The organism is Nostoc sp. ChiVER01, assembly GCF_034531155.1.
In the GTDB taxonomy this organism is placed as follows: Bacteria; Cyanobacteriota; Cyanobacteriia; order Cyanobacteriales; family Nostocaceae; genus Nostoc.
Genome location: NZ_JAVRBS010000040.1, coordinates 32,536 through 56,804 on the forward strand (window position 1 = coordinate 32,536; position 24,269 = coordinate 56,804).

Here is a 24,269-nt window from a genome sequence, read left to right on the forward strand (position 1 = left end):
TAAGCTGTAACTTAATCCTTAGTGCATATCTGGCAAGAGTAAGTTGTAATTTTTTCGATTACTAGAAATAATTTCACTTACTCAAGATTAATAGCGAATGTTAAATGATAGCGGTTCCTACTCAGGGACGGCACAACATTATATCGCTAGGTGTAGAGGCACGGCGTGCCGTGTCCCTACATGTATAACTTACGTAAACTAGAACCACTATAACGCGACTTCAATCAAGACACTGAGCTTAAACTAATAGGTTTAAATGGACAATGACTTCTAGCAAGCAACCTTTTGAGTTGCCGAGTTTTTATGTGCCTTGGCCGGCACGGCTGAACCCAAACCTGGAAGCGGCACGGGTACATTCTAAAGCCTGGGCTTATGAAATGGGAATTTTGGGTGGGGTAGAGGGATCAGAAGACTATGGGATTTGGGATGAGCGCAAGTTTGATGCCCATGACTATGCATTATTGTGTTCTTATACCCATCCAGATGCCGATGAACCCATGCTCAATCTGGTAACTGATTGGTATGTTTGGGTATTTTTCTTCGACGATCACTTCCTTGAGCTTTACAAGCGTAGCCAAGATATGGCTGGGGCTAAGAAGTACCTCAATGGACTGCCAGCGTTTATGCCTGTACAGCCCCAAGAAACGCCGTCAGAACCCACCAATGCCGTAGAACGGGGTCTAGTAGACCTCTGGGATCGCACCATCCCCAATGCCTCCCAAGACTGGGTAATCCGGTTTTCTGAGAGTACGATCAATCTTCTCAAAGAATCTCAGTGGGAACTCGCCAATATCAGCCAAAATCGAGTTGCTAACCCGATTGAGTACATTGAGATGCGCCGTAAGGTGGGGGGAGCGCCCTGGTCAGCTAACTTAGTGGAACACGCGGTTGGGGCAGACATTCCGGCTGCGATCGCCCCGACTCGACCAATGCGTGTTCTCAAAGACACTTTTTCTGATGGGGTACATCTGCGAAATGACATCTTCTCTTACCAAAGAGAAGTGGAAGAAGAAGGGGAAAATGCTAACTGTATCTTGGTTTTGGAACGATTTCTGGATGTGAGTACCCAAGAGGCAGCCAACCTCACTAACGACTTACTAACATCTCGGGTGCAACAGTTCGAGAACACCTTTGTCACAGAGCTTCCTTCTTTGTTCGAGGAATATAGTCTGAGTCCCGATGAGCGTCTGAAAGTAGTCCTATATGCCAAAGGACTTCAGGACTGGCAGTCGGGGGGTCATGAGTGGCACATGAGATCGAGCCGCTACATGAACCAGACATCAGACAAATCTTCGACAGCAAGCTGGTCTTTAGGAGGCCCCACTGGACTAGGCACATCGGCGGCCCGCCTGGGAGCTTTATCCGATAGTTTGGGACTCAAACGGTTCAAAAGCTTCACTCATGTCCTCTATCAGCCTGTAGGATCAGTAACTCTGCCACAGTTTTATATGCCCTTCTCCACCAGTTTGAATCCTCATCTAGGAGAAGCTCGGCGACATTCTAAGGAATGGGCGCGTCAAATGGGGATGTTGGATGTACTACCAGGGATGCCAGGTATTTACATCTGGGATGACCACAAATTCGATGTGGCCGACGTAGCTTTATGCGGTGCCTATATTCATCCCAATGGATCTAGTCCTGATTTGAATATCACAGCTTGTTGGCTCGTTTGGGGAACATACGCTGATGACTACTTTCCGGCATTGTATGGCTATAACCGAAATATGGCAGGAGCAAAAATCTTTAACGCTCGGTTATCAGCCTTTATGCCCCTTGATGGAGATTCCATTCCCGAAGCAACCAACCCAGTCGAACGGGGTTTAGCGGATATTTGGGCGCGGACAGCTGGGCCAATGACAGCTAATGCTCGTCGCCAGTTCCGCCGGGCGATCGAGGATATGACGGAAAGTTGGTTATGGGAACTAGCTAACCAAATCCAAAATCGCATTCCCGACCCAATAGACTATGTGGAAATGCGTCGTAAGACCTTTGGCTCCGATTTAACCATGAGCCTGTCTCGACTTTCCCAAGGGGATGAGATTCCACCAGAGATATTCCGCACCCGAACCATGCAGAATATCGATAATTCAGCCGCCGACTTCGCCTGTCTGACAAACGATATTTTTTCTTATCAGAAAGAAATCGAATTTGAGGGCGAGATTAATAATGGTGTACTGGCGGTTCAAAATTTCCTTAACTGCAATATCCCCCAGGCGGTCGCCATTGTTAACGACCTCATGACCTCTCGTGCCCTTCAGTTTGAACATATCGTTGCGACTGAACTCCCTATCTTGTGTGACGATTTCAACCTGGATACCAATGCCCGTAAGAAACTGTACGGATACGTCAAGAAACTGGAACAGTGGATGTGTGGCGTACTCAAGTGGCATAGGGCAGTAGACCGCTATAAGGAATTTGAATTGCGGAATAACTCGACAGAAAAGCGGTTACTCCAAGGCCCTACAGGCTTAGGCACTGGCGCGACCAAAATTAGACCAAGTGTCGCTCAGGAAACAACTCAAACCAATGTTCAGCCAGTGGTGCAGAACTTACTGAGTAGTCCAACAGGGTTAGGTACTTCAGCGACCAAAATTGGAACGCTGTTAGGAAGGAAAGGTTAGCTCAATCTGAGTCCCTATTCCGGTCAATCAAATAACTTGTCAACAAACATTACCAATGGAGATTCATTATGACTAATACAGCAAACACTCCCCTAGAAAATCAAATTGAGCAACTGCCAATGGCTTTGCAGACCGAAGCGGCGCGGAAATTGGCAGGCACTACCAAAACCCAACCCCAGATGGAGGGAATTACCTCACGGTGGCTTTTAAAACTACTACCTTGGGTAGAAACCGTGGGGGGTAGCTATCAGGTCAACCGCCGCTTAACATATAGGGTTGGAGATGGACGGGTCAGCTTTTCTAATACAGGGGCCCTGATACAGGTCATTCCGCAAGAACTCACTGAGTTACCTTTATTCCGGGGATTTGAAGATTTTGAGGTGTTAAACACCTTAGCTAGTCAATTTGTACAACAAGAATTTGCTGCGGGTGATGTGATCATCCAAGAAGGTCAACCAGCCGATAGAGTATTGCTAATTGCTCATGGTAAAGTCAACAAAATTGGTGCAGGCAAGTATGACGATCGCGTTGTTTTGAGTGTATTAGCCGATGGCGATCATTTTGGCGACTACGCTTTAGTAGAAGCCCAGGATACTTGGGATGTGACTCTCACAGCCATTACTCGTTGTACCATCTTGTCCCTGCCTCAAGCAGCTTTTCAAAACCTGGTTAACCAGTCTGAAGCTTTACAAACGCAAGTGGATCAATTCAGGGCAAAATTGCGCCAACCCCAAAACCAATACGGAGAAGCCTCGATTGATATTACCTCCGGCCACCTCGCAGAGGCAGTATTACCTGGGACTTTTGCAGATTATGAAATCAATCCACGAGAATATGAGTTAAGTGTCGCTCAAACCATTTTGCAAATCAATACGCGGGTTGCTGACCTCTACAACGAACCCATGAATCAGACTGAGGAACAATTACGCCTCACTATTGAAGCATTACGGGAACGCCAAGAACACGAAATGGTTAACAATCGTGACTTCGGACTGTTACACAATGCCGATCTCAAACAACGCATCTTTACCCGCAGCGGCCCTCCAACTCCTGACGATCTTGATGAATTGATCTCCATTGTTTGGAAAGAACCGAGCTTTTTCTTAGCTCATCCCCGCACCATTGCCGCGTTTGGTCGGCAATGCAACGCCCTTGGACTTTATCCCAACCCTATTCCTATGGGTAACAGTGCAATTCCCTCTTGGCGTGGTATTCCCATCTATCCTTGCAATAAGATTCCCGTTACAAAAGAGCGTACTAGCTCGATCATGTTAATGCGTGTGGGAGCAAACAACCAGGGTGTCATTGGTCTGCATAAAACTGGCATTCCTGATGAATATCAGCCTAGTTTGTCTGTCCGCTTTATGGGTATTAACGAAAAGGCCGTTATTTCTTACCTAGTTAGTGCTTACTACTCTACAGCCGTTCTTGTTCCTGATGCACTAGGCATTCTTGAAGATGTAGAAATTGGTCTTTAAGTAGTCGGATATCCTCTCCAAAGTAGGGGCGAACGGTTGTTCGCTCTTACTCTTTGATGCTCTCTCTTAGGAATGTAAATTTAGTTGCATGAAACGTTAACTTTATGACAGATGCTTTGATTAGGCCTGATTTAGAGCAAGAAAACAGGCAACTCCAGATGAGCTTAAGCACAAAAGGGGCGCGGAATTTAGCCACAACCACGAAAACTCCGCCCCAGATGCAAGGCATTACCCCCAGGTGGTTGTTACAGATGTTGCCTTGGGTGCAAGTTAAGGGTGGAGCCTATCGGGTTAACCGTCGCTTGACCTATGATGTTGGTAACGGACGGGTCAGCTTTACCAATACAGGGGCCCAGGTGCGGGTCATTCCCCAAGCCCTTTGTGAACTATCTTTACTGCGTGGTTTTGAGGATATTGAGGTACTCAACGCTTTAGCAGACCGCTTTGTACAACAAGAATTTGCCCCAGGTGAGGTAATTGTACAGGAAGGTCAACCAGCCGACCAGGTGTTATTAATTGCTCATGGTAAAGTTAATAAGCTGAAGGCAGGCAAATATGAGGCGGAAGCTTTACGGGATATCTTAGCTGATGGCGATTGTTTTGGTGGCGAAGCTATAGTTCTATCTCAGGAAACTTGGGAGGTTAGCCTGAGAGCTGTTACGCGCTGCATAGTTTTGTCTTTGCCAGTACAGGCGTTTCGGGAGTTGATGAACCAGTCTGCAACGCTTCAGGCTCAGGTTGATCGCTTTAGAGCTATATTGAGCAAACCTCAAGATAGGCATAATCAAGCGGCGATCGCCATGACTGCGGGTCATAGTCAGGAAACTGAGTTACCCAGGACATTTGTTGATTACGACTTGAAACCACGGGAATATGAGTTAAGCCTCGCTCAAACCATTTTACGGGTGAATACACGAGTTGCTGACCTCTACAACGAACCCATGAACCAGACGGAGCAACAATTACGGCTGACTATCGAAGCGTTGCGGGAACGGCAAGAATACGAAATGCTGAATAATCCTGATTTTGGATTGTTGCACAATGCCGATCTCAAGCAACGCATCTTTACCCGCACCGGGCCACCAACTCCAGATGATTTTGATGAATTGCTCTCAAGGCGGCGTAAATCTCATTTTTTCCTAGCTCACCCTCGTGCGATCGCTGCTTTTAGCCGGGAGTGTAACCGTCGTGGAATCTATTCTCCAAGCACGGAAGTCAACGGAAAGATTGTACCTGCATGGCGCAACTATCCGATTTTTCCTTGTAACAAAATTCCGATCACTAAAGAGGGCACTAGCTCTATTTTGATATTCCGGACTGGAGAAGAAAACCAAGGGGTGATAGGTCTACACAAAACGGGTATCCCTGATGAATACCAACCCAGTTTGTCTGTGCGGTTTTCGGGTATCAACGAAAAAGCGATCGTTTCTTATCTTGTCACCGCCTACTACAGTGCAGTTATACTCATTCCCGATGCACTTGGTATCCTGGAAGATGTCGAAATTGGGCGCTGAGGGAAGGGTAAACCTGACTTTTTTTACAGTGATTAAATTAAATGTCGTCGTGACAAATTGCTGTCTTTGAAATAAGCAGAACGTTGTTTGATAGTTCCCTCCAACCAGCTTTTATCGGTTAGGTGTAGTACTGTAATCTTAAAAATGAATTATTTATGACGAATACTCAAGTCTTTGAATGGTCATCTGTTAAAAAAACTAGCTTTGACCTTAAAGCTTATTTATCAGAACGGCGATCGCAAGTTGAAGCAGCGCTTGAACAATCGATCACTGTAGTCTATCCAGAAATACTCTACGAATCCATGCGCTATTCTCTGCTGGCTGGAGGAAAGCGTCTACGCCCGATTCTATGTCTTGCCTGTTGTGAACTGGTTGGAGGCACAGTCGAGATGGCGATGCCTACTGCTTGTACGCTGGAAATGATTCACACCTTTTCTTTGATCCATGACGATTTACCCACAATGGATAATGATGACTATCGACGCGGCAAGTTAACTAACCATAAAATTTATGGCGAAAACATTGCCGTTCTAGCTGGTGATGCGCTTTTAGCCTACGCTTTTGAGTTTCTTGTGCTTCAAACCAAAGGAGTTGCTGCCCAGCAGTTATTGCAGGTTGTTGCTAAGTTGGCTCATGCAGTAGCAGCAACAGGTCTGGTTGGCGGTCAAGTTGTTGATTTACAATCTGAGGGATTGCAGAATATTGACATCGAAACCCTCAACTTTATTCATGCTCACAAAACAGGAGCTTTGTTAGAAGCTTCCATTCTCTCAGGTGCAATGCTAGCGAAAGCTGACAACGAAATCCTGCAAAAGCTTTCTTGTTATGCTTCCTACATTGGTCTAGCTTTTCAAATTGTTGATGATGTTTTGGATGTAATTGGGACACAAGAAGAACTCGGTAAAACCCCAGGCAAAGACCAAAAGGCACAGAAAGTAACGTATCCCAGTTTATGGGGTATTGAGGAATCAAAACGCAAGAGCCAAGAATTAGTTGACCTAGCCAAAGCTGAACTTGTTGATTTTGGAGATAAAGCACAACCTCTAATGGCGATCGCAGACTATATCACAGCTAGAACACATTAGTCAGCGCTCACTCTGCTCAGAAGATCGTAAAAAAAAGTCAGGTTACTTTGAATTTCAAGAGTGTTTTTTTCAACTGGATGAAATCAATACAGAGAATCACGGCTGGGGAAGTAATTGCAATTGACGGAAAAACTTTATATGGTTATTATGCTCAGAGTACTAACCAAAGTACAATTCAAATAGTAAGTGCTTGGGCAAGTACAAATAAATTAGTTTTGGGACAGGTAAAGGTTGATAAAAAATCACATTAAATAACAGCAATCCCAGAATTAGAATTATTACAAGTATTACAACTTTCACACTATTGATAGAGTGTCATATCCGTAGAAAGATAGAAAGAATACTTTAGGCAATCAAATAATATCATGTCCGCTTGATTGCTTATTAAACCCGAAGAACCCCACCCCGCCAAAGCTACGCTTTGTCTCCCCTAAGAGCAAGCGGGGAGGGGGTGGCGTGTAATGACTGTGGTTAGCATAACTAATTACACAGACATGATAAAATATCAATTTTAATCCTAATAAGTGCTGTGTTTATTCAAATTAACTTTCAGTGGTATTACAGAACCAATATTGCGCTAAATGTTACCCCGAATTCTCCTGCGGGGTATTTTTTTGAATTAGTGATGTTTACGACGAGCTAGTTTACTAAATGCTGTGCGTAGCTTGCCTCTGCGTAAGGGTAAGCTAAAGCCAAGCAAATCTATTAAGCCTGTAATGCCTTAAACCACTTATTCAAAACTGTACTAATGGTTTTTTTAATCTCATGCTTACGATTCCATTTCTGGAAGGCCATTTCATACTCTTCGCCTTTCATTTGAAAGGTATTCCAGACATCCAGTCCTACAGGTAATCCGCAGAATAGCAAAATGTACAGCGACCAAGAAATTCCGCCACCAGTAATTAAATTTAGGAGTATAAAAAAGCCATTGAAAATTGCATAATTCCCTAGCCGCTTCTGAAACATTCTGATGCGGTAAGCGTCAAAAGCCTTTCGGCGTTGGACTTGTCCCTGTTGTATTACCCAATCGCGTTCTGCTAATTTTAAAGACTCAGGTGAAATTTCTAACTCAGCAGCAATTTCTAATATCTGCTCATAAGAAAATTCTGTATCTTTATCGTCAGCTTGACGAGCGATCGCTAATTGTAAAATTTGTTGAACATCATCTTGGCTATAAAAGCGGAGACTCTTTGGTTCAAATGTTGTCATAATTCTTTCTCTTATATTCCTTTTAATAGAAATTTGCTGCCCGATAGATTTTAAACAGCTACGCCTGTACTATTTCCATTATTCTTACATTAGCAAATCTATTAGACATTAGTCATTGGTTATTCTCCCCCTACCTCCCCACTTCCCACCAATATAAAGACTCTCCAAATATCCAGATATTATTAAGATGCAGCAGAGGATAATAACTAGGCAACAAGCAGTAAGAAGGATGTAAATCAATGGTTAACGAAAATGGATCGATTCGCACCCTATCGGTTGATATTGGCGGTAGTGGCGTTAAGGCTATGGTTTTGGATATTACGGGGAATCCTGTAACCGAAAGAGCGCGTTTAGATACACCCCAACCTGCTACACCAGAGGTTGTAATTAATGCAATTGTTGTGTTAGCAGCCGCTCAAGGTGAATTTCATCGCGTTTCAGTCGGTTTTCCCGGTGTGGTGCGGAGTGGAGTCACGGAAACTGCGGTAAACCTACATCCAGATTGGATCGGATTTGATTTGGAAACAGCATTATTAAAACACTTAAACAAGCCTGTACGGGTAATTAATGATGCAGACATGCAGGGGTTTGGTGCGATCGCAGGTAAAGGTGTGGAATTGGTGATTACTCTGGGTACGGGGTTTGGTTCAGCTTTATTTGTAGATGGTAAGCTAGTGCCGAATATGGAAATGGGACATCACCCGTTTCGTAAAGGAGAAACTTTCGAGCAGCAGTTGGGGCGTGCAGAGTTAGAAAAAATTGGTGAGAAAAGATGGAATAAGCGTTTAGAAAAAGCGATCGCATCCTTGCAACATCTGTTCAATTATGATTGCCTTTACATTGGCGGCGGTGAAGCTGTGAGAGTGAATTTACAGCTACCGTTAAATGTAAAACTCATCCCTAATGTCGCTGGTTTGTTAGGCGGTATTGCTTTGTGGCGAGATGAGAAAAGGTAAAAATTTCAGTATCTACAACTGGGTGTATTAAGCGATATCTCTAAGGGGCTACGTCTACGCACTTTTTATTAAGGTGCTTCTTTTTCAATATTTAAAATTTTAACAAAAATTAACACAGGTTGGGTAAAAGAATTGCACAGACATAATGTCCAATCCTACTGTGTAATTTTGTCATGTAGTAATCTAAATTCTAGTTAAAATTCAAGACTGTGCAACAACGTTGTACGGTTTTATTTTATTCAGGTCAAAGTATGGGCCTTCCAAGAATACGACAAAGCAAATATTTATAAATTTTCCCTGAATACTCCTAAAGCAAAGCCGATAAAACCAGATAATACTGTGAAGATTGGCATGTATCTTACAAAATAACAGTAATTGATAAAAGGTTTATAGCCCCTTTGAGGGAAAAGAAATTGTTTAGAATTAAGAGTTTATAATTATTGCCAAATGTTGGATAAATCAATACTTAAAAAATGACTCATGAATCCAGTAGTATTTTTACTGACAGTATAAATATGAGAAAAGCTACATCAGCATATCAAGGTAGATTCAAGATAAGTAGGCAAATTTGTTTGATGATATTCCCAGATGATCGTATAGTATGTTATTGTCTAAACCGTTGATTTAGATACCATATTTTCCACATTCATGGTTTGATTAAAGATAAAAAAAGCACAAAACTAATCATATTAGTCTGATTAGATGGAATAGGAGGTGAGCAAATATGCTCATGAAAATATTATCTGAAAAAATTATTACATGACTTTTTATTGGTCAGTATGCACTATATTGCACATTAGCAATGTTGTTGGTTAAAAGAAATATTAGTTGAAGTGAAATGAACTACAATGACTGAAATTGGCCTGATGATGACGAGCGTGTTAACAATAAGACAAGCATCTGGAGCCAATTTGCCACAGCATCAATTAGTTCAGATGGAGAATGACGTAAACCAATCAAAACAGAGTCAGTTAGAAATAACTGCTCAAGTCACACCACCTGAATTCATGCAGACGGATTGGATTTCTCAGGCTTATTCCTGTGCGATCGCACCAGAAAAAAAACATATACTTAAGAAAATCAGCAAAAAGAATCCGAAACTAGGTTCTTCTAACTTAGGTAAGTCTAATAAGTATCCCCAGTCTGGAGATAAAGTCCGTACAAAGGCTACAGGACAGTTTCAAAAGTTTAGTAGTCAACCTATGCCGACTCTTTCTTTCGGTAGCTCTGGTGTTGCTGTCAGAGCCTTACAACGGTTGTTAGTATCTAACGGTTATGCCGTTAGAGTGGATGGAATTTACGGCGCACTGACAGAAACTGCTGTCAAAGCCTTTCAAAATCAGCAGAATTTAGCAACAGATGGAGTAGTTGGTCAACGAACTTGGCGGGCGTTAACAATTTAGTCATTTGTCTTTAGTCTTTAGCTAATGACAAATGACAAATAACAAACTAACGGTATTTATGCTGCTCTAATAGCTGTTGCGCTCTTGGCTTGTAAATTAAATAGAACAAAGCCTCAAGATAACGTAATAAATCTTCCCGATTCTCCTTCGAGTTAAAGTTCCAGAAGCCATAAATCCGTGCTAATGATAACAGCTTGCTAGTATGAATTTTCCAAGTATAGGTGCTATAAACTCGATCAATTCCTCGCTGCGAAATTTCATTCCAATAATTAGGATTTTGTTCGCATTTAGTGAGAAAATCCACAATTTTTGTGGCTGTCTCGTCTAAATTTGTAGGGTTAATCAAAAAGCCATTAACCTTATCTTGAATAATCTCCAGTGGCCCACCAAACTGTGTAGCAAAAGTCGGTAATCCTGAAACCATCGACTCTAAAATTGTCAAACCAAAAGCTTCAAATAAAGCTGGTTGTACAAAAATCCCTTGATGATCGGCAATGACTCGGTAAATTTCACCAGAATCAGTTTTAGTCAGGCGCACACCCAACCAACGAATCTTGCCGTGAAGATTGTATTCCTCAATGATTTGGTAAAGTTTGATAATTTCGTCACGTTCTTCGTTGTCGCCTGATTCTTCGACGCGCAATTTACCCGCCACTAAAATTAAATTGCAATGCTCTTGTAATTCTTTACTTTGACCATAACATTCAGCTAAACCTGTGAGGTTTTTGATGTGGTCAAGACGCGCCATTGAGAAGAGAGGGCGCTTGTTAGGATCGTCGAGTTTGCCAAAGATTTGCGTGGGGTCTTCTAGAGTAAAGAGTGTTTCTGCAAGGCGTTGGCGATCGCTCTCTACTCGGTCTTTAGTCCGGGTGTAGGGGAAGTAATTATTTTCGTTTACTCCAGGCGGTACGACATTAAATTTGGGACTAAATAATTCAATGCCATTAGTCACATGATATAACTCTGGCATGGTGAAGCACTTATAAGACTCGTACTGTCCCACACTATCTGGTGTTCCCACAATTTCTTGGTAGGTGCTACTGATCACAAAATTAGCAGCATTCATTGCAATCAAGTCAGCTGTGAATTGTAATGAAAAATGATATTTATCCTCTAATTCTTGCCAGTAGAGGTTACTAAATAAGTATTTAGATTTTTCTAAAGCATGGGCAACATTGCATTGGGTAACTTTCAGCCGTCGCGCCAGCAAGAATGCTACTAAATTTCCATCAGTATAGTTTCCAACTATTAAGTCAGGTGTGCCGTGAAATTCTGCTCGTAGTTCTCTTTCTGAATCAATGGCAAAAGTTTCTAGATAAGGCCAAAACTCAAACCGGGAAATCCAGTTTTGAGTCATGTTGGGATTAAATTCCCGTAAAGGCACTCGCAAAATCCAGGCATTTTCGGTACCAAGGACTTTTTCTAGCCGTTGATTACAAAGGGTGCCATCACTATTGGGAATCAAGCGGGTGAGAATAATCACCTTTGGCTCAACATTCAATTTCTCTAAACCCGCAAGCAGAACATCTTCTTGTAGCTGCTTCTCTAGGCTCTTTGCCTGGTCAAGTACGTAAACTACCTGACCGCCGGTATCAGGACGACCCAACACTCCCTCTTGTCCAAACCAACCGTGAGCTGACACCAAAACGATTCTAAAAATCATCGGGACACGAGAAATAAAGGCTTCTAGGGTCAGAGGATCGGCAGAATCAATCAATTCATCGAGAATACTTAAAGTTTCCCGGACTCGCGCTGCGGTGTTACCCCAACCTGGTTCAAAACCCATTGATTGCAATTGAAACCGGAATTGTTCGTAAGGTTCCTCTTCGGGGCGATTACTAACAAAACTGATAGCTTTCTTAACTTGCTCGGAAAGTTGCTGCTGTGATTGAATGCGATCGTTAAGCAGCAGTTGCACACCGTTATAGTGATGCAGCTGCAAGAAATTCAATAAGCTATCTAGCAATTGTTTGGAGTCTTGAAATATTTTGCTGGATAGATAGCGGTTGAGAAATTGTACCCCCTTACCAATATTTTTGGGGTCGCGAATGACTGGAGTGTAGTCATAAAACGGGCCGAAGTCCAATTCTAGCAGGTCGCCCTCGTTGGGATGATATTTGTTCACCAAGCGATCGCGCAGATCGAGCAAATCCTGCACAGTCATCGCCTCAATGCTTAAGTCTGATGTCAACCAATAAACTTCTTGGCTGGCAATCTTAGAACGGATAATGAAACAAAAGTTTGAGTCCTCCTGAATAATTTCTTGAGTATAGTAAATCAGTTTGCCTAACTCAGAGGTAGTATAAAATTCCTCGGGTTTCTGGGACTTTGAGCAATACTCACTATATACATTCAGTATGTCGTTCCGCAGCAAGTATTTCTTTTCTTGTTGGCGTAATTCACTAAGAAAGGAACGCAAATCACTTTTTTCTTCACTATCTAAGACTGCTTGAAGCAATTCAGACATGGCAACTCCATTAGATGACGATGTTTGCATTGTTGACTTTCAAGGCAAGGCAAATAAGCCACTACCTTTTGTTAGACCATATATAAACACGAAATAACACAGATAAATTGTATTTATCTGTGTACCTACAATTATCAACTTTTCAGCAGGCACTTAAACCGTGTTCTTCTTTACCTAAAGTATCTATGACTCAGTATTTTTTGCTCTAACTAAAGGTATACAATTTTTATTTCTTTTGATAGATGTTATTAAGTAACTCTATAACAATTTGGGCACAACCTGTCACGCCCTCAACTGCTTGATCTAATTTTTAGAATATCATTTAAGGGAAGAGCATACAAGTCTACATTTTGACGGCGATCGCCACCAAAACTTCTGGATCAATGGGTTTGGCAACGTGACGTTGAAATCCGGCGGCGATCGCTTGCAGTTGATCGAGTTCTCCGGCATAAGCTGTTAAGGCAATAGCGGGAATTTTTCCCCCTTGCTGAGGTGGAAGGGCGCGAATTTGCCGGATCAGCATATAACCATCCATCTCTGGCATCCCAATGTCACTGATGATGAGCTTGGGAATGGATTGAGTAAATGCTTGTAGTGCATCAGCCCCAGATGCAACAGCAGTGACGATCGCGCCATGTTGCTCTAAAACAAAAGCGATGAACTCCCGCGAGTCCGTTTCATCATCGACGACTAAAATGTGAATGCCGCTCAAATCACTCTCCTTAACGGGTGATTGTTTTAAGATTGGTGCTTCAGTTAATTGAGGTGCAAGCGGAATTTGAACTGTGAATATTGCTCCTAGCTTAACACCTGGAGTGTCTACTGTGACTGTTCCACCGTGCATTTCCACAATTTGGCGTACAATCGCCAGTCCCAACCCTAGCCCGCCAAATTTGCGGGTGGTTGCGCTATCTTCTTGCCGGAAATGTTCAAACACGTAGGGCAGAAAATCGGCACTAATTCCTTTTCCGGTATCAGTGATTTGAATTTGGGCATGATTTTCAACTTGGGATAGCGCAATCGTGACTTGCCCCCCAATAGGAGTAAACTTAATGGCATTCGACAGCAGATTCCACACGACCTGCTGCAATCGCCCTGCATCCCCGACTACCACTCCTAGAACAGGTGAGACGATCATCTGAATTTGGATTGACTTGGCTTCTGCGGCTAGCCGAACCGTTTCCAGCGCCGCCCGAATCACTGTATTCAGGTCAATGGGTAAGGTTGATAAGCTCATTTTGCCTTGCAGAATCCGGGAAATGTCTAGCAAGTCATCGATCAGTTGCACCTGAAGCTGGGCGTTGCGCTTGATCGTGGCGATCGCAATATTCGTTTTTTCTGCATTTAGCTTTCCCTGCTGCAACAGCTTTGACCAACCCAGAATTGGATTCATGGGCGTTCTCAGTTCATGGGAAAGAACCGCCAGGAACTCATCTTTAATGCGATTAGTTTGATCTAATGCTTCAGCGCGTGCCTGTAGCTCTGCAACCAAGTGCGATCGTTCTAAGGCAGCAGCGACTTGATTGGCAACTGTTTCCATGAGGTCAAGTTCGTCACGGGTAAAGCGATCGCGCTGACGAGTTCCTAGTCCCAGAGTGCCCAAGACGCGTTGGCCTTGCCCGCCGCAGGCATCGCCCACAATCAGTGGATGACTTGCATAAGCTCTGATACCAATTGACTGAACTGGAATGGCGAAGGAATTGTTTGTTAAGAGCGCATTTTCAACAACAGCGGGTTGGCGATGTTGCACCGCATAACCACACACCCCTTGCCCTAACTGCAAAAATTTAACAGATAAAGCAATCTCCTCTGAGATGCCCCCATAAGTATTTAGCTGAAGGCGTTGCTGGTCTTCTTCAAACAAGTAATTTAAATAAACTTCGAGTCCCAAATGAGTTGAAATCTTTTGAAACAAACTGGCTAAAAACTGCTTGGGATCTTGGTTGAGCAAAAGATCGTTGGCAACTTCTGAAAGCAGCTTCAGCCGTTCGTTGCTGGCTTTCACAGTCGCTTCGATTTGCTTGCGATCGCTAATATCTCGCGTCACACCTGCCACCGCTTCTACTGCGCCATTTATGCCCAAAAGCGGGACGAAAATGTATTCATAAGCCCGCGTGCCTAATGCACTTGTGTACGGCGTTTCATCTTTGAGCGGTTGACCCGTCTTGATGACTTGCTGAATCTGATTTTGAAGTCGGGTTGCTAAATCGGTTGGATAATCCAGGTCAAAAAAGTTTTTGCCGAGGACTTGGGCCGATGTTTTCTGTAAGAGGTCAAGCAATGGCTGATTGATGTAAGTGAACCGTCCAAACAGATCGAATGTATAAATAAAATCGGGTACAGAAGAGGCGAGCGCATCGAACTTTCGCAGTTGTCGTTCGAGTTCGGCAGAAATCTGTTGCCAAGCGGATTCGGCTTGTTTGCGTTCAGTGATGTCTGCCAGTGCCCCAGGAAAAGTGATCGCTTTGCCATCAGCAGCATATTCAACGCGACCGCGTGCCGCAACCCAGCGCTCCTCGCTCATCGCCGTATAAATGCGGTACTCACTTATGTATTCTTCGCCAGTTTCAATCGCTTGGTTAATGGCTGCAACTACTCGTGGGCGGTCTTCTTCGTGTATCGCCTGTATAAATAGTTCAATTGGTAAGCCGGTCGTCGCCTTTGCTGAGTCAACGCCAAACAAGTGAGCAAAGGCTGCATTCACGGTCACCAGATTATCGGGAATCTTCCACCGCCATGTGTAAATCGCTCCTGCCGCTAAAGCGGACTCCCATTGCACATGGGCTTCCCGTAGGTCAGCTTCGGCAATTTTGCGATCGCTAATATCGAGTGAAATCCCGATCATCCGCTCAGGATTGCCCGCCTCATCGTCAATTACACAACCCCGAACGAGTACCCAGTGCGTGCTGCGATCGTTCCAAAGGGTGCGGTACTCCACATTGTAATCGGTGCGGTTGGTAATCGAGTCTTGAATTGCCGCTTGCACCCAAGTCCGATCCTCTGGATGAATCCGCTCCATCAGAACTTGGTGTGAGAAATCAGCCTCAATGGGTAAACCATAGTTGACTTTGCACTGGTCAGAAGTAGACAGAACCTCTGTTTTGAGATCAAATTGCCAGGAGCCGAGTTTGTTGGTCTTAAGGATGAGTTGAAGCTGCTGTTCACTGACTTGCAGTTGTTCGTTGACCTGCTTTAACTCCTGCGCTCTGGCATATATTTCCATCTCCATCTGCTCGCTACGAGTTTGGAGTGATTGATTGAGTTGATGCTGTTCATTTTGCTGCTGCTGCACCCGCAGCAACTCGGTAACATCTTCGGCTCGGTGAATAATGTGCGTCATCTCACCGTTTTCACCAAAGACTGGCGAGTTAGTTACCATCCAGTACCGCTCTTCAAAGCCACTCCCTTCTGATTCCGGGCGGCGAATGTCATACTTCTGCACTGCCATCGTGTGAGGCAAGCGATGCTTGATTACATTAGACAACGAGGCACGTAAATTCTGAACGCCGTTTGCATTCGGATCGTCGGGATTGTCTGGAAAAACCTCGAATAGATGACGACCAACGACCTCTTCTCGTTTTGTCTTCGTTGCCCGGAAGTAAGCATCACTTCCCGCGACAATCACAAAGTCGAGTGAGTAGACGATATACAATCCCGGTATCGATTCAAATAAGGTTTGAAAATTCAGCATCCATTCCCTCGCTCATGCTTCGCCAAAGTAATCGAGCAGTAGGGATTGAGGACTCGTTCGATCGGCTGAAACGAGGCTAAAACTCTCTTGCCTTCTGCCCCCTGTCTTATCCTAACGACAGATGTTGCTTACGTACATCATTTTTTATAAGATAAGCTAATGAATTATAGTCGCCTTACAATCTTTCCAAGTCTATAAAGCTATAAATGACAGATCCTTGTTAAAGTGATGGTTATGAGTGTTAACACCACACAACCTACCTTTTACAGGAGTATAAATATTAATATGAAATTATTTAGGGCGAACGATGGGAATTGAACCCACGAATGGTGGTACCACAAACCACTGCCTTAACCACTTGGCTACGCTCGCCATTCAACAGTTTTGATTATAGCAATAATTTGGCAAGCGATCAAGGGTTTTTATTTAAGGAACGGACTTAGTTGATTTAGAGTCTCTGAAATCTAACAATTATAATGAATTTTTGGCAAATATGAAACCCTTAACGATCATTGCATATACTGGTGCAGCAGCAGGACTCGCCGCCTTGGGTATGACAATGGCGAACACCAATCCCAGTCAGGTTGAGTATGAAGAATATGCAGTGCAACGGCTGACAGAATACTTAAAAACCGATGTATGCAAAAAAACTACCAATATTATAGAAAATTTAATTCGTTTTAATTGTGATAAGTTGGTTGACTCGGCTAACCCGCAAATCCAAGAAATTATTGCCAGGACTACAGAAAGACAAAATTATATTATTTTTAGCATTTACCGTACAGATTTAAAAATAAACTCTTGGATACCTTCTTACAAATTTGAAACGGTGGGAGCTTTTGATCAATTTTATACTTACACTGCTGAGAAACAATAAGGTAAGGAGCAGAGGAAGCAGGGGAAGATGAGGGAGCAGGGGAAGCAGAAGCTGATAGTTGTCTTGGATGTAGGAATTGAGTAATTTAATTTTTGGAGTTCCCGATAAAAGTAATTAAAAATACTTCTATTTATTAATTGATAATAGTTTCAATAATCACAACAGTACTTATTACCACCAGCTTAATATTAAGTAAGATATGATAATTAGTCACTGAGAGTTCAAGCTTTGCCGATGTCATCTGCCTATCTGCTAGTATCTCACGGAAGCCGCGATCGCCGCCCAGAAATTGCCATGCAACAACTAGCAAAGCTGGTACATAACAAATTGTCAGAAAACCACAACGCATTAAATAGTGTACATCAGGTTGGTATAGCTGCTTTGGAAATGAATCCTCAGCCTTTACACCAGCAGATTCAAGAATTTGCGAATAGGGCTTTTTGTGAGCGCCAACCATCTCAAAACCAGAATCGCCTCAAAATTGTACCGTTATTTCTGCTGCCGGGAGTCCATGTAATGACAGATATCCCTGGCGAAGTAGCACTAGCACAACAGGCTATTGGTCAAGATATCATGATTGAGTTGCAACCATACTTAGGCTCTCATCCCAATTTAGATAAATTGCTGGCAAAACAAATAGCTGCTATAAAAACAGAAGCATGGATTCTCTTAGCTCATGGTAGCCGTCGCCCAGGTTCTAAAGAAACTGTGGAAGCAATGGCAGCGAGTTTAGGAATAGTAGCTGCTTATTGGGCTAATCCTCCTAGTTTAGAATCACGAGTGAAAGAGTTGGTAGCTGCTGGTTATAAAGAAATTGCAATTTTGCCATACTTTTTATTCGCAGGTGGAATAACCGATGCGATCGCGGCCTCAATAGAGGAGCTAAAATTACAATTTCCTGCGGTGAATTTCCAATTGGCAGAACCACTGGGAGCAAGTGCAGAATTAGCCGAACTAATTTGGGATTTAACAGATAGATGAACCGCACAGAAAAACAGGAGAATAAGTATTTGGGAAAGGTTTATTTAGTAGGTGCGGGGCCAGGAGATCCAGGACTAATTACCTTGAAGGCAAAAGGTTTATTGGAATGTGCAGATGTAGTTGTCTATGATGCTTTAGTGAGTCCGGCAATTCTGGCAATGATTAATCCCCAAGCCGAGCAAATTAACGCTGGTAAGCGCAGGGGGAAACATTCGCTCTTCCAAGAAGAAACAACTCAATTGCTGATTGAGAAAGCGCAGGATCATGCAATTGTGGTGCGCTTAAAGGGTGGCGATCCTTTTATTTTTGGTCGCGGTGGCGAAGAGATGGAAGAATTAGTCAACGCTGGGATATCAACGGAAGTTGTGCCTGGTATTACATCGGGTATTGCAGCCGCAGCTTATGCAGGTATCCCATTGACTCATCGGCTATATAGTTCTTCTGTTACATTTGTGACTGGCCACGAAGCGGCGGGTAAGTATAGACCGAAGGTGGATTGGAATGCGATCGCGCACGGTTCCGAAACCATTGTAATTTATATGGGAATCCACAATCTGCCTTATATTGTGGAACAGTTAAGTGCAGCTGGGTTGAATTTAGAAACACCTATTGCTTTGGTGCGCTGGGGTACGCGCCCAGAACAAGAAGAATTGATTGGGACTATAGAAACAATTGTAGAGCAGGTAGAGCAAACTGGATTTGGTGCGCCTGCGATCGCAGTCATTGGGCAAGTAGTAAATATGCACAGTATTTTGTCTAGTTGTCGTCCAGTTTGATGGTTAGTTTGAAGGTTGTCCAACATTTGACCTGCACATAAAATCATTCTCGCAAACGGTCGGTTTTGCGAATACTTAATCTCTATACTTAATAGCGGTTGACATAACCGCTTGATAATGGTATCTATGGTTTAAAAAAGTTTCGAGTGCGAAATGAAAAACTGTCCCTATTTGTCCACAAAGGAAGCAGCTTCAAAAATAGGTATTTCTGAGCAAAGGGTTCGTACTCTATTGCGTAGTGGGGATATCAAGGGACAGCAGGTAGGGAAAGTGTGGGTTATGGAGCCGGAGGCAGTTGAAGATTACATTAACCGGATCAAGGGAAATTATCCTGTAGATAGGACGAGCAAGGAAAATCATCACCAAGCAGTTAAAGCCATTTCTTTTTTCTCAGGCGCTATGGGACTGGATCTTGGTTTTGAGAAAGCAGGTATCGAAATTTCCCTTGCGTGTGAGGTGGATAAGCACTGCCGACAGACCATAGTTGCAAACAAGCCAGATATTGCACTTTTGGGGAATATAGCGTCTTACACTGCTCAGGATATCCTGGTTCATGCCAAACTAGCCAAAGAAGATGTAGATATTATGTTAGGCGGGCCACCCTGCCAAGCTTTTTCCACAGCAGGGGCAAGGCGTGGTTTCAAAGATGAGAGGGGCAATATATTCTTAAAGTACATTGAACTTATCTTAGAAATAAGCCCAAAATACGCTGTCATCGAGAATGTAAGAGGTTTTCTTTCAGCACCATTACTGCACCGCCCTCACTCAGAAAGAGGAAGCGGCTGTGTTCCCTTATCCAGAGAAGAAATGCCAGGTGGTGCTTTGAAATATATTGTGAATAAACTTCGTCAAGGTGGTTACAGTATCAGTTTTAACTTATACAACACGGCAAATTATGGTGTCCCCCAAATTAGGGAAAGAGTGGTCATGATCTGCCATCGTGGAGAGAAAAAGGTTCCTTATTTATACCCCACACATTCAGAAAATGGTGATTTTGGTCTTGATCGGTGGATAACCCTACGTGAATCTATTGCAGATTTAAGCCAAAGTGAGGCAGAGTATATCGATTTCCCAGAAGGGAGGCTAAAGTATTACAGAATGTTAAAAGAGGGTCAATACTGGAAACATCTACCTGAAGAATTGCAGAAAGAAGCATTAGGTAAATCCTATTACTCAGGTGGAGGGAAAACTGGTTTCTTTAGACGCTTGTCATGGGATAGACCAAGCTGTACTTTAGTGACATCTCCAGCCATGCCAGCAACGGATATCTGTCACCCAGAACATCTGCGCCCGTTAAGTATTCAGGAATATAAACGTATTCAGCAATTTCCAGATAGTTGGGTCGTATGTGGTTCCCTCATCGAGCAATATCGGCAGATAGGGAATGCTGTACCTGTCGGTTTTGGAGAAGCAATAGGTAAAGCGATCCTTGCACACATGAGTGGTAAGATAAAACATCCCCCCTTGAACTTCCCATTTTCACGTTATAAAGGTAACGATGATGTTTTATGGGAAGCTAAAATTAGTGAGTCGTTAGAAGAGATAAAACCGATCCAAAGTTCGCTTTTTACAGCAACAGCATAGACTGTATAAGAGTTAGGACTTTATCTCTCTTAAAGCAGCAAGGTATTTTTCGACATACGATCTGAAGCCTTCTTCTGAAAGCTCTTCTTTTCCTTCCAATGAGGGGAATTTAGCCCAGTTGTCCCCCTTTTTTTTAGAAAAACTTCGGAACCATTTTTTTATTGGGGTTCCCTTACGGATAGCGGCAGAAGAAGAGTTTTCAGTATTATCTCTATTTTTTACTTGTAGCGATTGCCAGACATTTTTGTTATCAAAATATATAAAATCAACTGCTGTAATTATAGAACCAGAACACCATATCCATCCATGCGGTTCAATAACTGTCGCAACGTACCTTTCTAGCAAATCCCCTACAATGTTCTCAGCCCCCATTGATAGGCGGTGCAATTCTTCAGCTTTTCCCAATTCCTCATACGGAACTTCAAAATACTTATTCAGGATGATACTTACCATTTCATCCGGTATTGTACTAGGTGGCAAGGGTGTTCTTGGGTCACGACCTGTTTTGAAATTTGTAGCACTAGCAATAATATATTCTTCTGTCCCGACGATAGGCTGATTTCTACCCTTTCGCGGTGAAGCCGCAGCAGGGTTATCCGAAAGAAATCGTATGACCATTATAAATTTATCGCTAAGTGATGGATCAACACTATCCATTGCTTTCTTTGCAATCTCTGCTGAATTTAATATAAATTCCGGCATAGGTTACTAAAATTATTAGAGGCTATCGGTCTAATTTCAATACAGTTGAGGTAGAGCAAACTGGATTTGGTGCGCCTGCGATCGCAGTCATTGGGCAAGTAGTAAATATGCACAGTATTTTGTCTAGTTTTCGTCCAGTTTGATGGTTCGCGTGAATGTGAAATCCCCTGTCTTTAAGTTTCTCGAATCCAAAATGCCAATCCTCCAACTTCCCCTGTCTTTAAGTTTCTCGAATCCAAAATGCTAATCCTCCAGCCCGGCCACGAGCTGCAATAAAATCTTCCGTCACCAAAAAGAAACCAAAGAAAGGGAGTTTAGCTATGGACTGGTTGTAGAAATCTTCTACTTGAATACCAGAACCCATTGATCTGTTATAAACAACACGACCAAATAGACTAATAAGCATTCGGTTGAAGTCAAACGCCAATAAATTTTTCTTGTTGAAATATTTCACTGGCCCCGTAAGGTTCAACAAAACTGGGCCAAATTCAACCTGATTATTAATTTCGCCCCTGTCTGAATCCTGTTCTAAAGTGGCATTAAAGGAAACATGGATTTTGATAAACTTGGGTACATATAAACCCTTGCCTAATACAATTCCGCCACGCTCTCTGACTTTCTTAGTACCAGTGGCAAAGCAAAGTTGCCATTTGCCTCGAAGAGACTCAAACGGATAAGTTAACCGTTCCTGCTTGGTAGATTTTTCTGCTTGTAGCAACGCATTTACTAATATTTCAGCACTAGGGGGTGTGCCTTCCTGTGCTTGATACGCAGCCGCAGTTTGGGATAGCACATTCACAAAGTCAAATGTCGCTTTAGATGTCAAATTAGCTGTCATAATTTAACTATTCATTTACTTTTCTGATAGATTGTACCGTTATGGAGAGTAGCAGAGGAGAATCGGGAAGAGGTATTTTCATAGTTGATTGTTAGGTTTTTCGGGATAAAGCCTCTTTCATAAAGTAGATTGGTTCTCTTGAGTAACATTAGAGCGGGCTGTGGCAAAGGTTTAAGCTGCCGCTACCTCTGCTACAAATACACTACGTCTAAAGCTTTGGCTCTTGTTAATGACCAAATTCTGTGACAATGATTAACAATCTGACAACTCAAGTCATGTGGAAAAATTAACACGGAACCTAACTCCCCTTCTCTAATAAGGAATCGGGAGAATTAAAAGCCTCTCAACAACAGGAGAGAGCAGAAGTAAGGTTTTCTAAATCCCGTGAAAAGTCAGGGTTAACAAATAAGCCGGATACTGAATCTAAGGTACTCATGAGCCAGAGTTTTCCAAACAGCCCTTTGCCACGCAAACCCGTTCAATCATATTTCCATTGGTTATACGCTTTCTGGAAATTCTCTCGCCCCCACACGATTATTGGTACAAGCCTGAGTGTGTTAGGTGTGTATTTTATTGCTGTTGCAATTAGTAATAGTACTGTTTCCCTATTCCCTATTTTAGGTGCATGGATTGCTTGCCTGTGTGGCAATGTCTACATTGTGGGGCTGAATCAATTAGAAGATGTTGATATTGACAAGATTAATAAGCCTCATTTACCGTTGGCATCAGGTGAGTTTTCTCAACAGACGGGGCAATTAATTGTTGCTCTGACTGGGATTTTGGCGCTAGTTGTGGCGTGGCTAACTGGGCCATTCTTATTTGGCATGGTAGCAATTAGTTTGGCCATTGGTACTGCTTATTCTTTACCGCCAATCCGCTTGAAACAGTTTCCATTTTGGGCAGCGTTGTGCATTTTTTCGGTGCGCGGCACGATTGTTAATTTAGGGTTGTATTTGCACTATAGTTGGGTGCTAAAACAAAGCCAAGTGATTCCGCCTGTGGTGTGGGTGCTAACGTTATTTATCTTGGTGTTTACCTTTGCGATCGCAATCTTTAAAGATATACCCGATATGGAAGGCGATCGCCTCTATAATATCTCTACTTTCACTATCAAACTCGGTTCACAAGCTGTGTTTAATCTAGCTCTTTGGGTGATAACTGCCTGCTATCTGGGGATGATTTTAGTTGGTGTGCTACGTGTAGACTCAATTAACCCCATATTTCTAGTAATTACTCATTTAGTCCTGCTAGTTTGGATGTGGTTGCGGAGTTCGGCAGTAGACTTACAAGATAAAAGTGCGATCGCTCAATTCTACCAATTTATCTGGAAACTATTTTTTATCGAATACCTAATTTTTCCTATCGCCTGTCTTTTGGCTTAGACAATGCTAGAAACCCTTCCTACTAGTTCTATTATTGCTACTGTTGTAGTTGTTCTTAGTCTGTCAATTCTTGGCTATTTTGCTTGGAAAACTTTAATTACCTCAGACTTATTTCAAAAAGGAATCAATCTTTCTCAAGCCAAAGATTACCAAGGTGCAGAAGCAGCATTTCGGAAAGTGATTTCCCTCAACTCTACTAATGATGTGGTGCGCTTGTTTTTGGGAGATGTTTTAAACCAACAAGGCCAAATCCAAGAAGCAACAGAATTATTCCGGGAAGTGATTCGTCGTAGTCCCAAAAATCCTGATGCTTACTTGCGTCTGGCAAATATCCTCATGCAACAAGAGCGAGAAGATGAAGCTAAGATTAACCTGCAACAAGCTAAAGATTTATTGCAAAAACAACGCCAACCCGAGAAAGCTAAAAAAATTACTGAACTGTTAGATAAAATGAATGATAAGTCTAGTAGATATTAAGTTAAGTTAGAATTGCGGAGAATAAAATTTTCTGTTCTTTCTCCTAATTTTTTACCATTTCCCTCATAATCGGGAGAATGGTTTTTGTTTTGCAATTTACCAGTGTCTACCCTAATTATTTTCCAATACAGTTCAGTTACAGCTTAACTCTTTATTAAAGTAATTTTTTAACGTAGACGCATTAGCGAAGCGGTAGCGACGTACTCCTACGGAGAAGCAAGCTACGCG

General features: G+C 42.8%; 17 protein-coding genes, 1 tRNA gene and 2 pseudogenes. 14 read left to right on the forward strand and 6 right to left on the reverse strand.

What is annotated here, in order from left to right:
• Positions 1–263: 263 nt before the first annotated feature.
• The 5 genes and pseudogenes from RMY00_RS32780 to RMY00_RS32800 all read left to right on the forward strand — a co-directional run.
• On the forward strand, positions 264–2,621 hold the full coding sequence (locus RMY00_RS32780; RefSeq protein ID WP_322651536.1) for a family 2 encapsulin nanocompartment cargo protein terpene cyclase: 2,358 nt from the start codon (positions 264–266) through the stop codon (positions 2,619–2,621).
• Between the two features lie 68 nt (positions 2,622–2,689).
• Positions 2,690–4,099 carry a family 2B encapsulin nanocompartment shell protein gene (locus RMY00_RS32785; RefSeq protein WP_322651537.1) on the forward strand — a complete coding sequence of 470 codons (1,410 nt, stop codon included), beginning with the start codon at positions 2,690–2,692 and terminating at the stop codon, positions 4,097–4,099.
• A gap of 104 nt (positions 4,100–4,203) precedes the next feature.
• The gene (locus tag RMY00_RS32790) at positions 4,204–5,613 is read left to right on the forward strand and encodes a family 2B encapsulin nanocompartment shell protein (protein WP_322651538.1); all 1,410 of its coding nucleotides are present in this window, start codon (positions 4,204–4,206) and stop codon (positions 5,611–5,613) included.
• 155 nt (positions 5,614–5,768) lie between these two features.
• The gene (gene crtE, locus RMY00_RS32795) at positions 5,769–6,698 is read left to right on the forward strand and encodes a geranylgeranyl diphosphate synthase CrtE (protein WP_322651539.1); all 930 of its coding nucleotides are present in this window, start codon (positions 5,769–5,771) and stop codon (positions 6,696–6,698) included.
• A gap of 53 nt (positions 6,699–6,751) precedes the next feature.
• Positions 6,752–6,946 (forward strand): annotated as a pseudogene (locus tag RMY00_RS32800) (ISAs1 family transposase); the annotation flags it as partial.
• A 457-nt stretch (positions 6,947–7,403) separates the two neighbouring features.
• Here the strand turns inward: RMY00_RS32800 and RMY00_RS32805 are convergent.
• Positions 7,404–7,907 carry a 2TM domain-containing protein gene (locus RMY00_RS32805; RefSeq protein ID WP_322651540.1) on the reverse strand — a complete coding sequence of 168 codons (504 nt, stop codon included), beginning with the start codon at positions 7,905–7,907 and terminating at the stop codon, positions 7,404–7,406.
• Between the two features lie 239 nt (positions 7,908–8,146).
• Here RMY00_RS32805 and RMY00_RS32810 point away from each other — a divergent pair, with 239 nt between their 5' ends.
• Entirely contained in the window at positions 8,147–8,863 is a 717-nt protein-coding gene (locus RMY00_RS32810; RefSeq protein WP_322651541.1) for an ROK family protein, read from the forward strand.
• 848 nt (positions 8,864–9,711) lie between these two features.
• Complete coding sequence (locus RMY00_RS32815) at positions 9,712–10,266, forward strand: peptidoglycan-binding domain-containing protein (RefSeq protein WP_322651542.1); 555 nt, start codon at positions 9,712–9,714, stop codon at positions 10,264–10,266.
• Positions 10,267–10,312: 46 nt separating this feature from the next.
• Here RMY00_RS32815 and RMY00_RS32820 read toward each other — a convergent pair whose 3' ends face one another.
• The 3 genes from RMY00_RS32820 to RMY00_RS32830 form a co-directional block, all read right to left on the reverse strand.
• Positions 10,313–12,733, reverse strand: a complete 2,421-nt coding sequence (locus tag RMY00_RS32820; RefSeq protein ID WP_322651559.1) for a sucrose synthase — start codon at positions 12,731–12,733, stop codon at positions 10,313–10,315.
• A 343-nt stretch (positions 12,734–13,076) separates the two neighbouring features.
• Positions 13,077–16,424, reverse strand: coding sequence for a PAS domain S-box protein (locus RMY00_RS32825; RefSeq protein ID WP_322651543.1), 3,348 nt, complete (start codon positions 16,422–16,424; stop codon positions 13,077–13,079).
• Between the two features lie 299 nt (positions 16,425–16,723).
• Positions 16,724–16,796, reverse strand: a tRNA-His gene (locus RMY00_RS32830).
• Positions 16,797–16,917: 121 nt separating this feature from the next.
• Here RMY00_RS32830 and RMY00_RS32835 point away from each other — a divergent pair.
• The 4 genes from RMY00_RS32835 to RMY00_RS32850 all read left to right on the forward strand — a co-directional run bounded on the left by RMY00_RS32835 (position 16,918) and on the right by RMY00_RS32850 (position 20,642).
• Positions 16,918–17,301, forward strand: coding sequence for a DUF4359 domain-containing protein (locus tag RMY00_RS32835; protein WP_322651544.1), 384 nt, complete (start codon positions 16,918–16,920; stop codon positions 17,299–17,301).
• A gap of 234 nt (positions 17,302–17,535) precedes the next feature.
• Positions 17,536–18,282 carry a sirohydrochlorin chelatase gene (locus RMY00_RS32840; protein ID WP_322651545.1) on the forward strand — a complete coding sequence of 249 codons (747 nt, stop codon included), beginning with the start codon at positions 17,536–17,538 and terminating at the stop codon, positions 18,280–18,282.
• The gene (cobA, locus tag RMY00_RS32845) at positions 18,279–19,058 is read left to right on the forward strand and encodes a uroporphyrinogen-III C-methyltransferase (RefSeq protein WP_322651546.1); all 780 of its coding nucleotides are present in this window, start codon (positions 18,279–18,281) and stop codon (positions 19,056–19,058) included. Before RMY00_RS32840 ends, cobA begins: the two co-directional genes overlap by 4 nt.
• A gap of 153 nt (positions 19,059–19,211) precedes the next feature.
• Entirely contained in the window at positions 19,212–20,642 is a 1,431-nt protein-coding gene (locus tag RMY00_RS32850) for a DNA cytosine methyltransferase (RefSeq protein WP_322651547.1), read from the forward strand.
• Between the two features lie 12 nt (positions 20,643–20,654).
• On the opposite strand, the gene RMY00_RS32855 is transcribed toward RMY00_RS32850, so the two are convergent.
• The gene (locus RMY00_RS32855; RefSeq protein ID WP_322651548.1) at positions 20,655–21,344 is read right to left on the reverse strand and encodes a SinI family restriction endonuclease; all 690 of its coding nucleotides are present in this window, start codon (positions 21,342–21,344) and stop codon (positions 20,655–20,657) included.
• A 47-nt stretch (positions 21,345–21,391) separates the two neighbouring features.
• Here RMY00_RS32855 and RMY00_RS32860 point away from each other — a divergent pair.
• Positions 21,392–21,487 (forward strand): annotated as a pseudogene (locus RMY00_RS32860) (uroporphyrin-III C-methyltransferase); the annotation flags it as partial.
• A 77-nt stretch (positions 21,488–21,564) separates the two neighbouring features.
• Here the strand turns inward: RMY00_RS32860 and RMY00_RS32865 are convergent.
• Positions 21,565–22,182 carry a hypothetical protein gene (locus RMY00_RS32865; RefSeq protein ID WP_322651549.1) on the reverse strand — a complete coding sequence of 206 codons (618 nt, stop codon included), beginning with the start codon at positions 22,180–22,182 and terminating at the stop codon, positions 21,565–21,567.
• Positions 22,183–22,616: 434 nt separating this feature from the next.
• Between RMY00_RS32865 and RMY00_RS32870 the strand changes: the two genes are divergently transcribed.
• Positions 22,617–23,564 carry a homogentisate phytyltransferase gene (locus RMY00_RS32870; protein WP_322651550.1) on the forward strand — a complete coding sequence of 316 codons (948 nt, stop codon included), beginning with the start codon at positions 22,617–22,619 and terminating at the stop codon, positions 23,562–23,564.
• Between the two features lie 3 nt (positions 23,565–23,567).
• Positions 23,568–24,041 carry a tetratricopeptide repeat protein gene (locus RMY00_RS32875; protein ID WP_322651551.1) on the forward strand — a complete coding sequence of 158 codons (474 nt, stop codon included), beginning with the start codon at positions 23,568–23,570 and terminating at the stop codon, positions 24,039–24,041.
• Positions 24,042–24,269: the final 228 nt, after the last annotated feature.

Bases quoted from the DNA above. Each gene is read 5' to 3' on its own strand.
- crtE (WP_322651539.1), top strand. From the start codon at position 5,769: ATGACGAATACTCAAGTCTTTGAATGGTCATCTGTTAAAAAAACTAGC.
- RMY00_RS32780 (WP_322651536.1), top strand. From the start codon at position 264: ATGACTTCTAGCAAGCAACCTTTTGAGTTGCCGAGTTTTTATGTGCCT.
- RMY00_RS32835 (WP_322651544.1), top strand. From the start codon at position 16,918: ATGAAACCCTTAACGATCATTGCATATACTGGTGCAGCAGCAGGACTC.
- RMY00_RS32865 (WP_322651549.1), bottom strand. From the start codon at position 22,182: ATGACAGCTAATTTGACATCTAAAGCGACATTTGACTTTGTGAATGTG.
- cobA (WP_322651546.1), top strand. From the start codon at position 18,279: ATGAACCGCACAGAAAAACAGGAGAATAAGTATTTGGGAAAGGTTTAT.
- RMY00_RS32825 (WP_322651543.1), bottom strand. From the start codon at position 16,424: ATGCTGAATTTTCAAACCTTATTTGAATCGATACCGGGATTGTATATC.
- RMY00_RS32820 (WP_322651559.1), bottom strand. From the start codon at position 12,733: ATGTCTGAATTGCTTCAAGCAGTCTTAGATAGTGAAGAAAAAAGTGAT.
- RMY00_RS32790 (WP_322651538.1), top strand. From the start codon at position 4,204: ATGACAGATGCTTTGATTAGGCCTGATTTAGAGCAAGAAAACAGGCAA.
- RMY00_RS32840 (WP_322651545.1), top strand. From the start codon at position 17,536: ATGTCATCTGCCTATCTGCTAGTATCTCACGGAAGCCGCGATCGCCGC.
- RMY00_RS32815 (WP_322651542.1), top strand. From the start codon at position 9,712: ATGACTGAAATTGGCCTGATGATGACGAGCGTGTTAACAATAAGACAA.
- RMY00_RS32870 (WP_322651550.1), top strand. From the start codon at position 22,617: ATGAGCCAGAGTTTTCCAAACAGCCCTTTGCCACGCAAACCCGTTCAA.
- RMY00_RS32810 (WP_322651541.1), top strand. From the start codon at position 8,147: ATGGTTAACGAAAATGGATCGATTCGCACCCTATCGGTTGATATTGGC.
- RMY00_RS32805 (WP_322651540.1), bottom strand. From the start codon at position 7,907: ATGACAACATTTGAACCAAAGAGTCTCCGCTTTTATAGCCAAGATGAT.
- RMY00_RS32875 (WP_322651551.1), top strand. From the start codon at position 23,568: ATGCTAGAAACCCTTCCTACTAGTTCTATTATTGCTACTGTTGTAGTT.
- RMY00_RS32785 (WP_322651537.1), top strand. From the start codon at position 2,690: ATGACTAATACAGCAAACACTCCCCTAGAAAATCAAATTGAGCAACTG.
- RMY00_RS32850 (WP_322651547.1), top strand. From the start codon at position 19,212: ATGAAAAACTGTCCCTATTTGTCCACAAAGGAAGCAGCTTCAAAAATA.
- RMY00_RS32855 (WP_322651548.1), bottom strand. From the start codon at position 21,344: ATGCCGGAATTTATATTAAATTCAGCAGAGATTGCAAAGAAAGCAATG.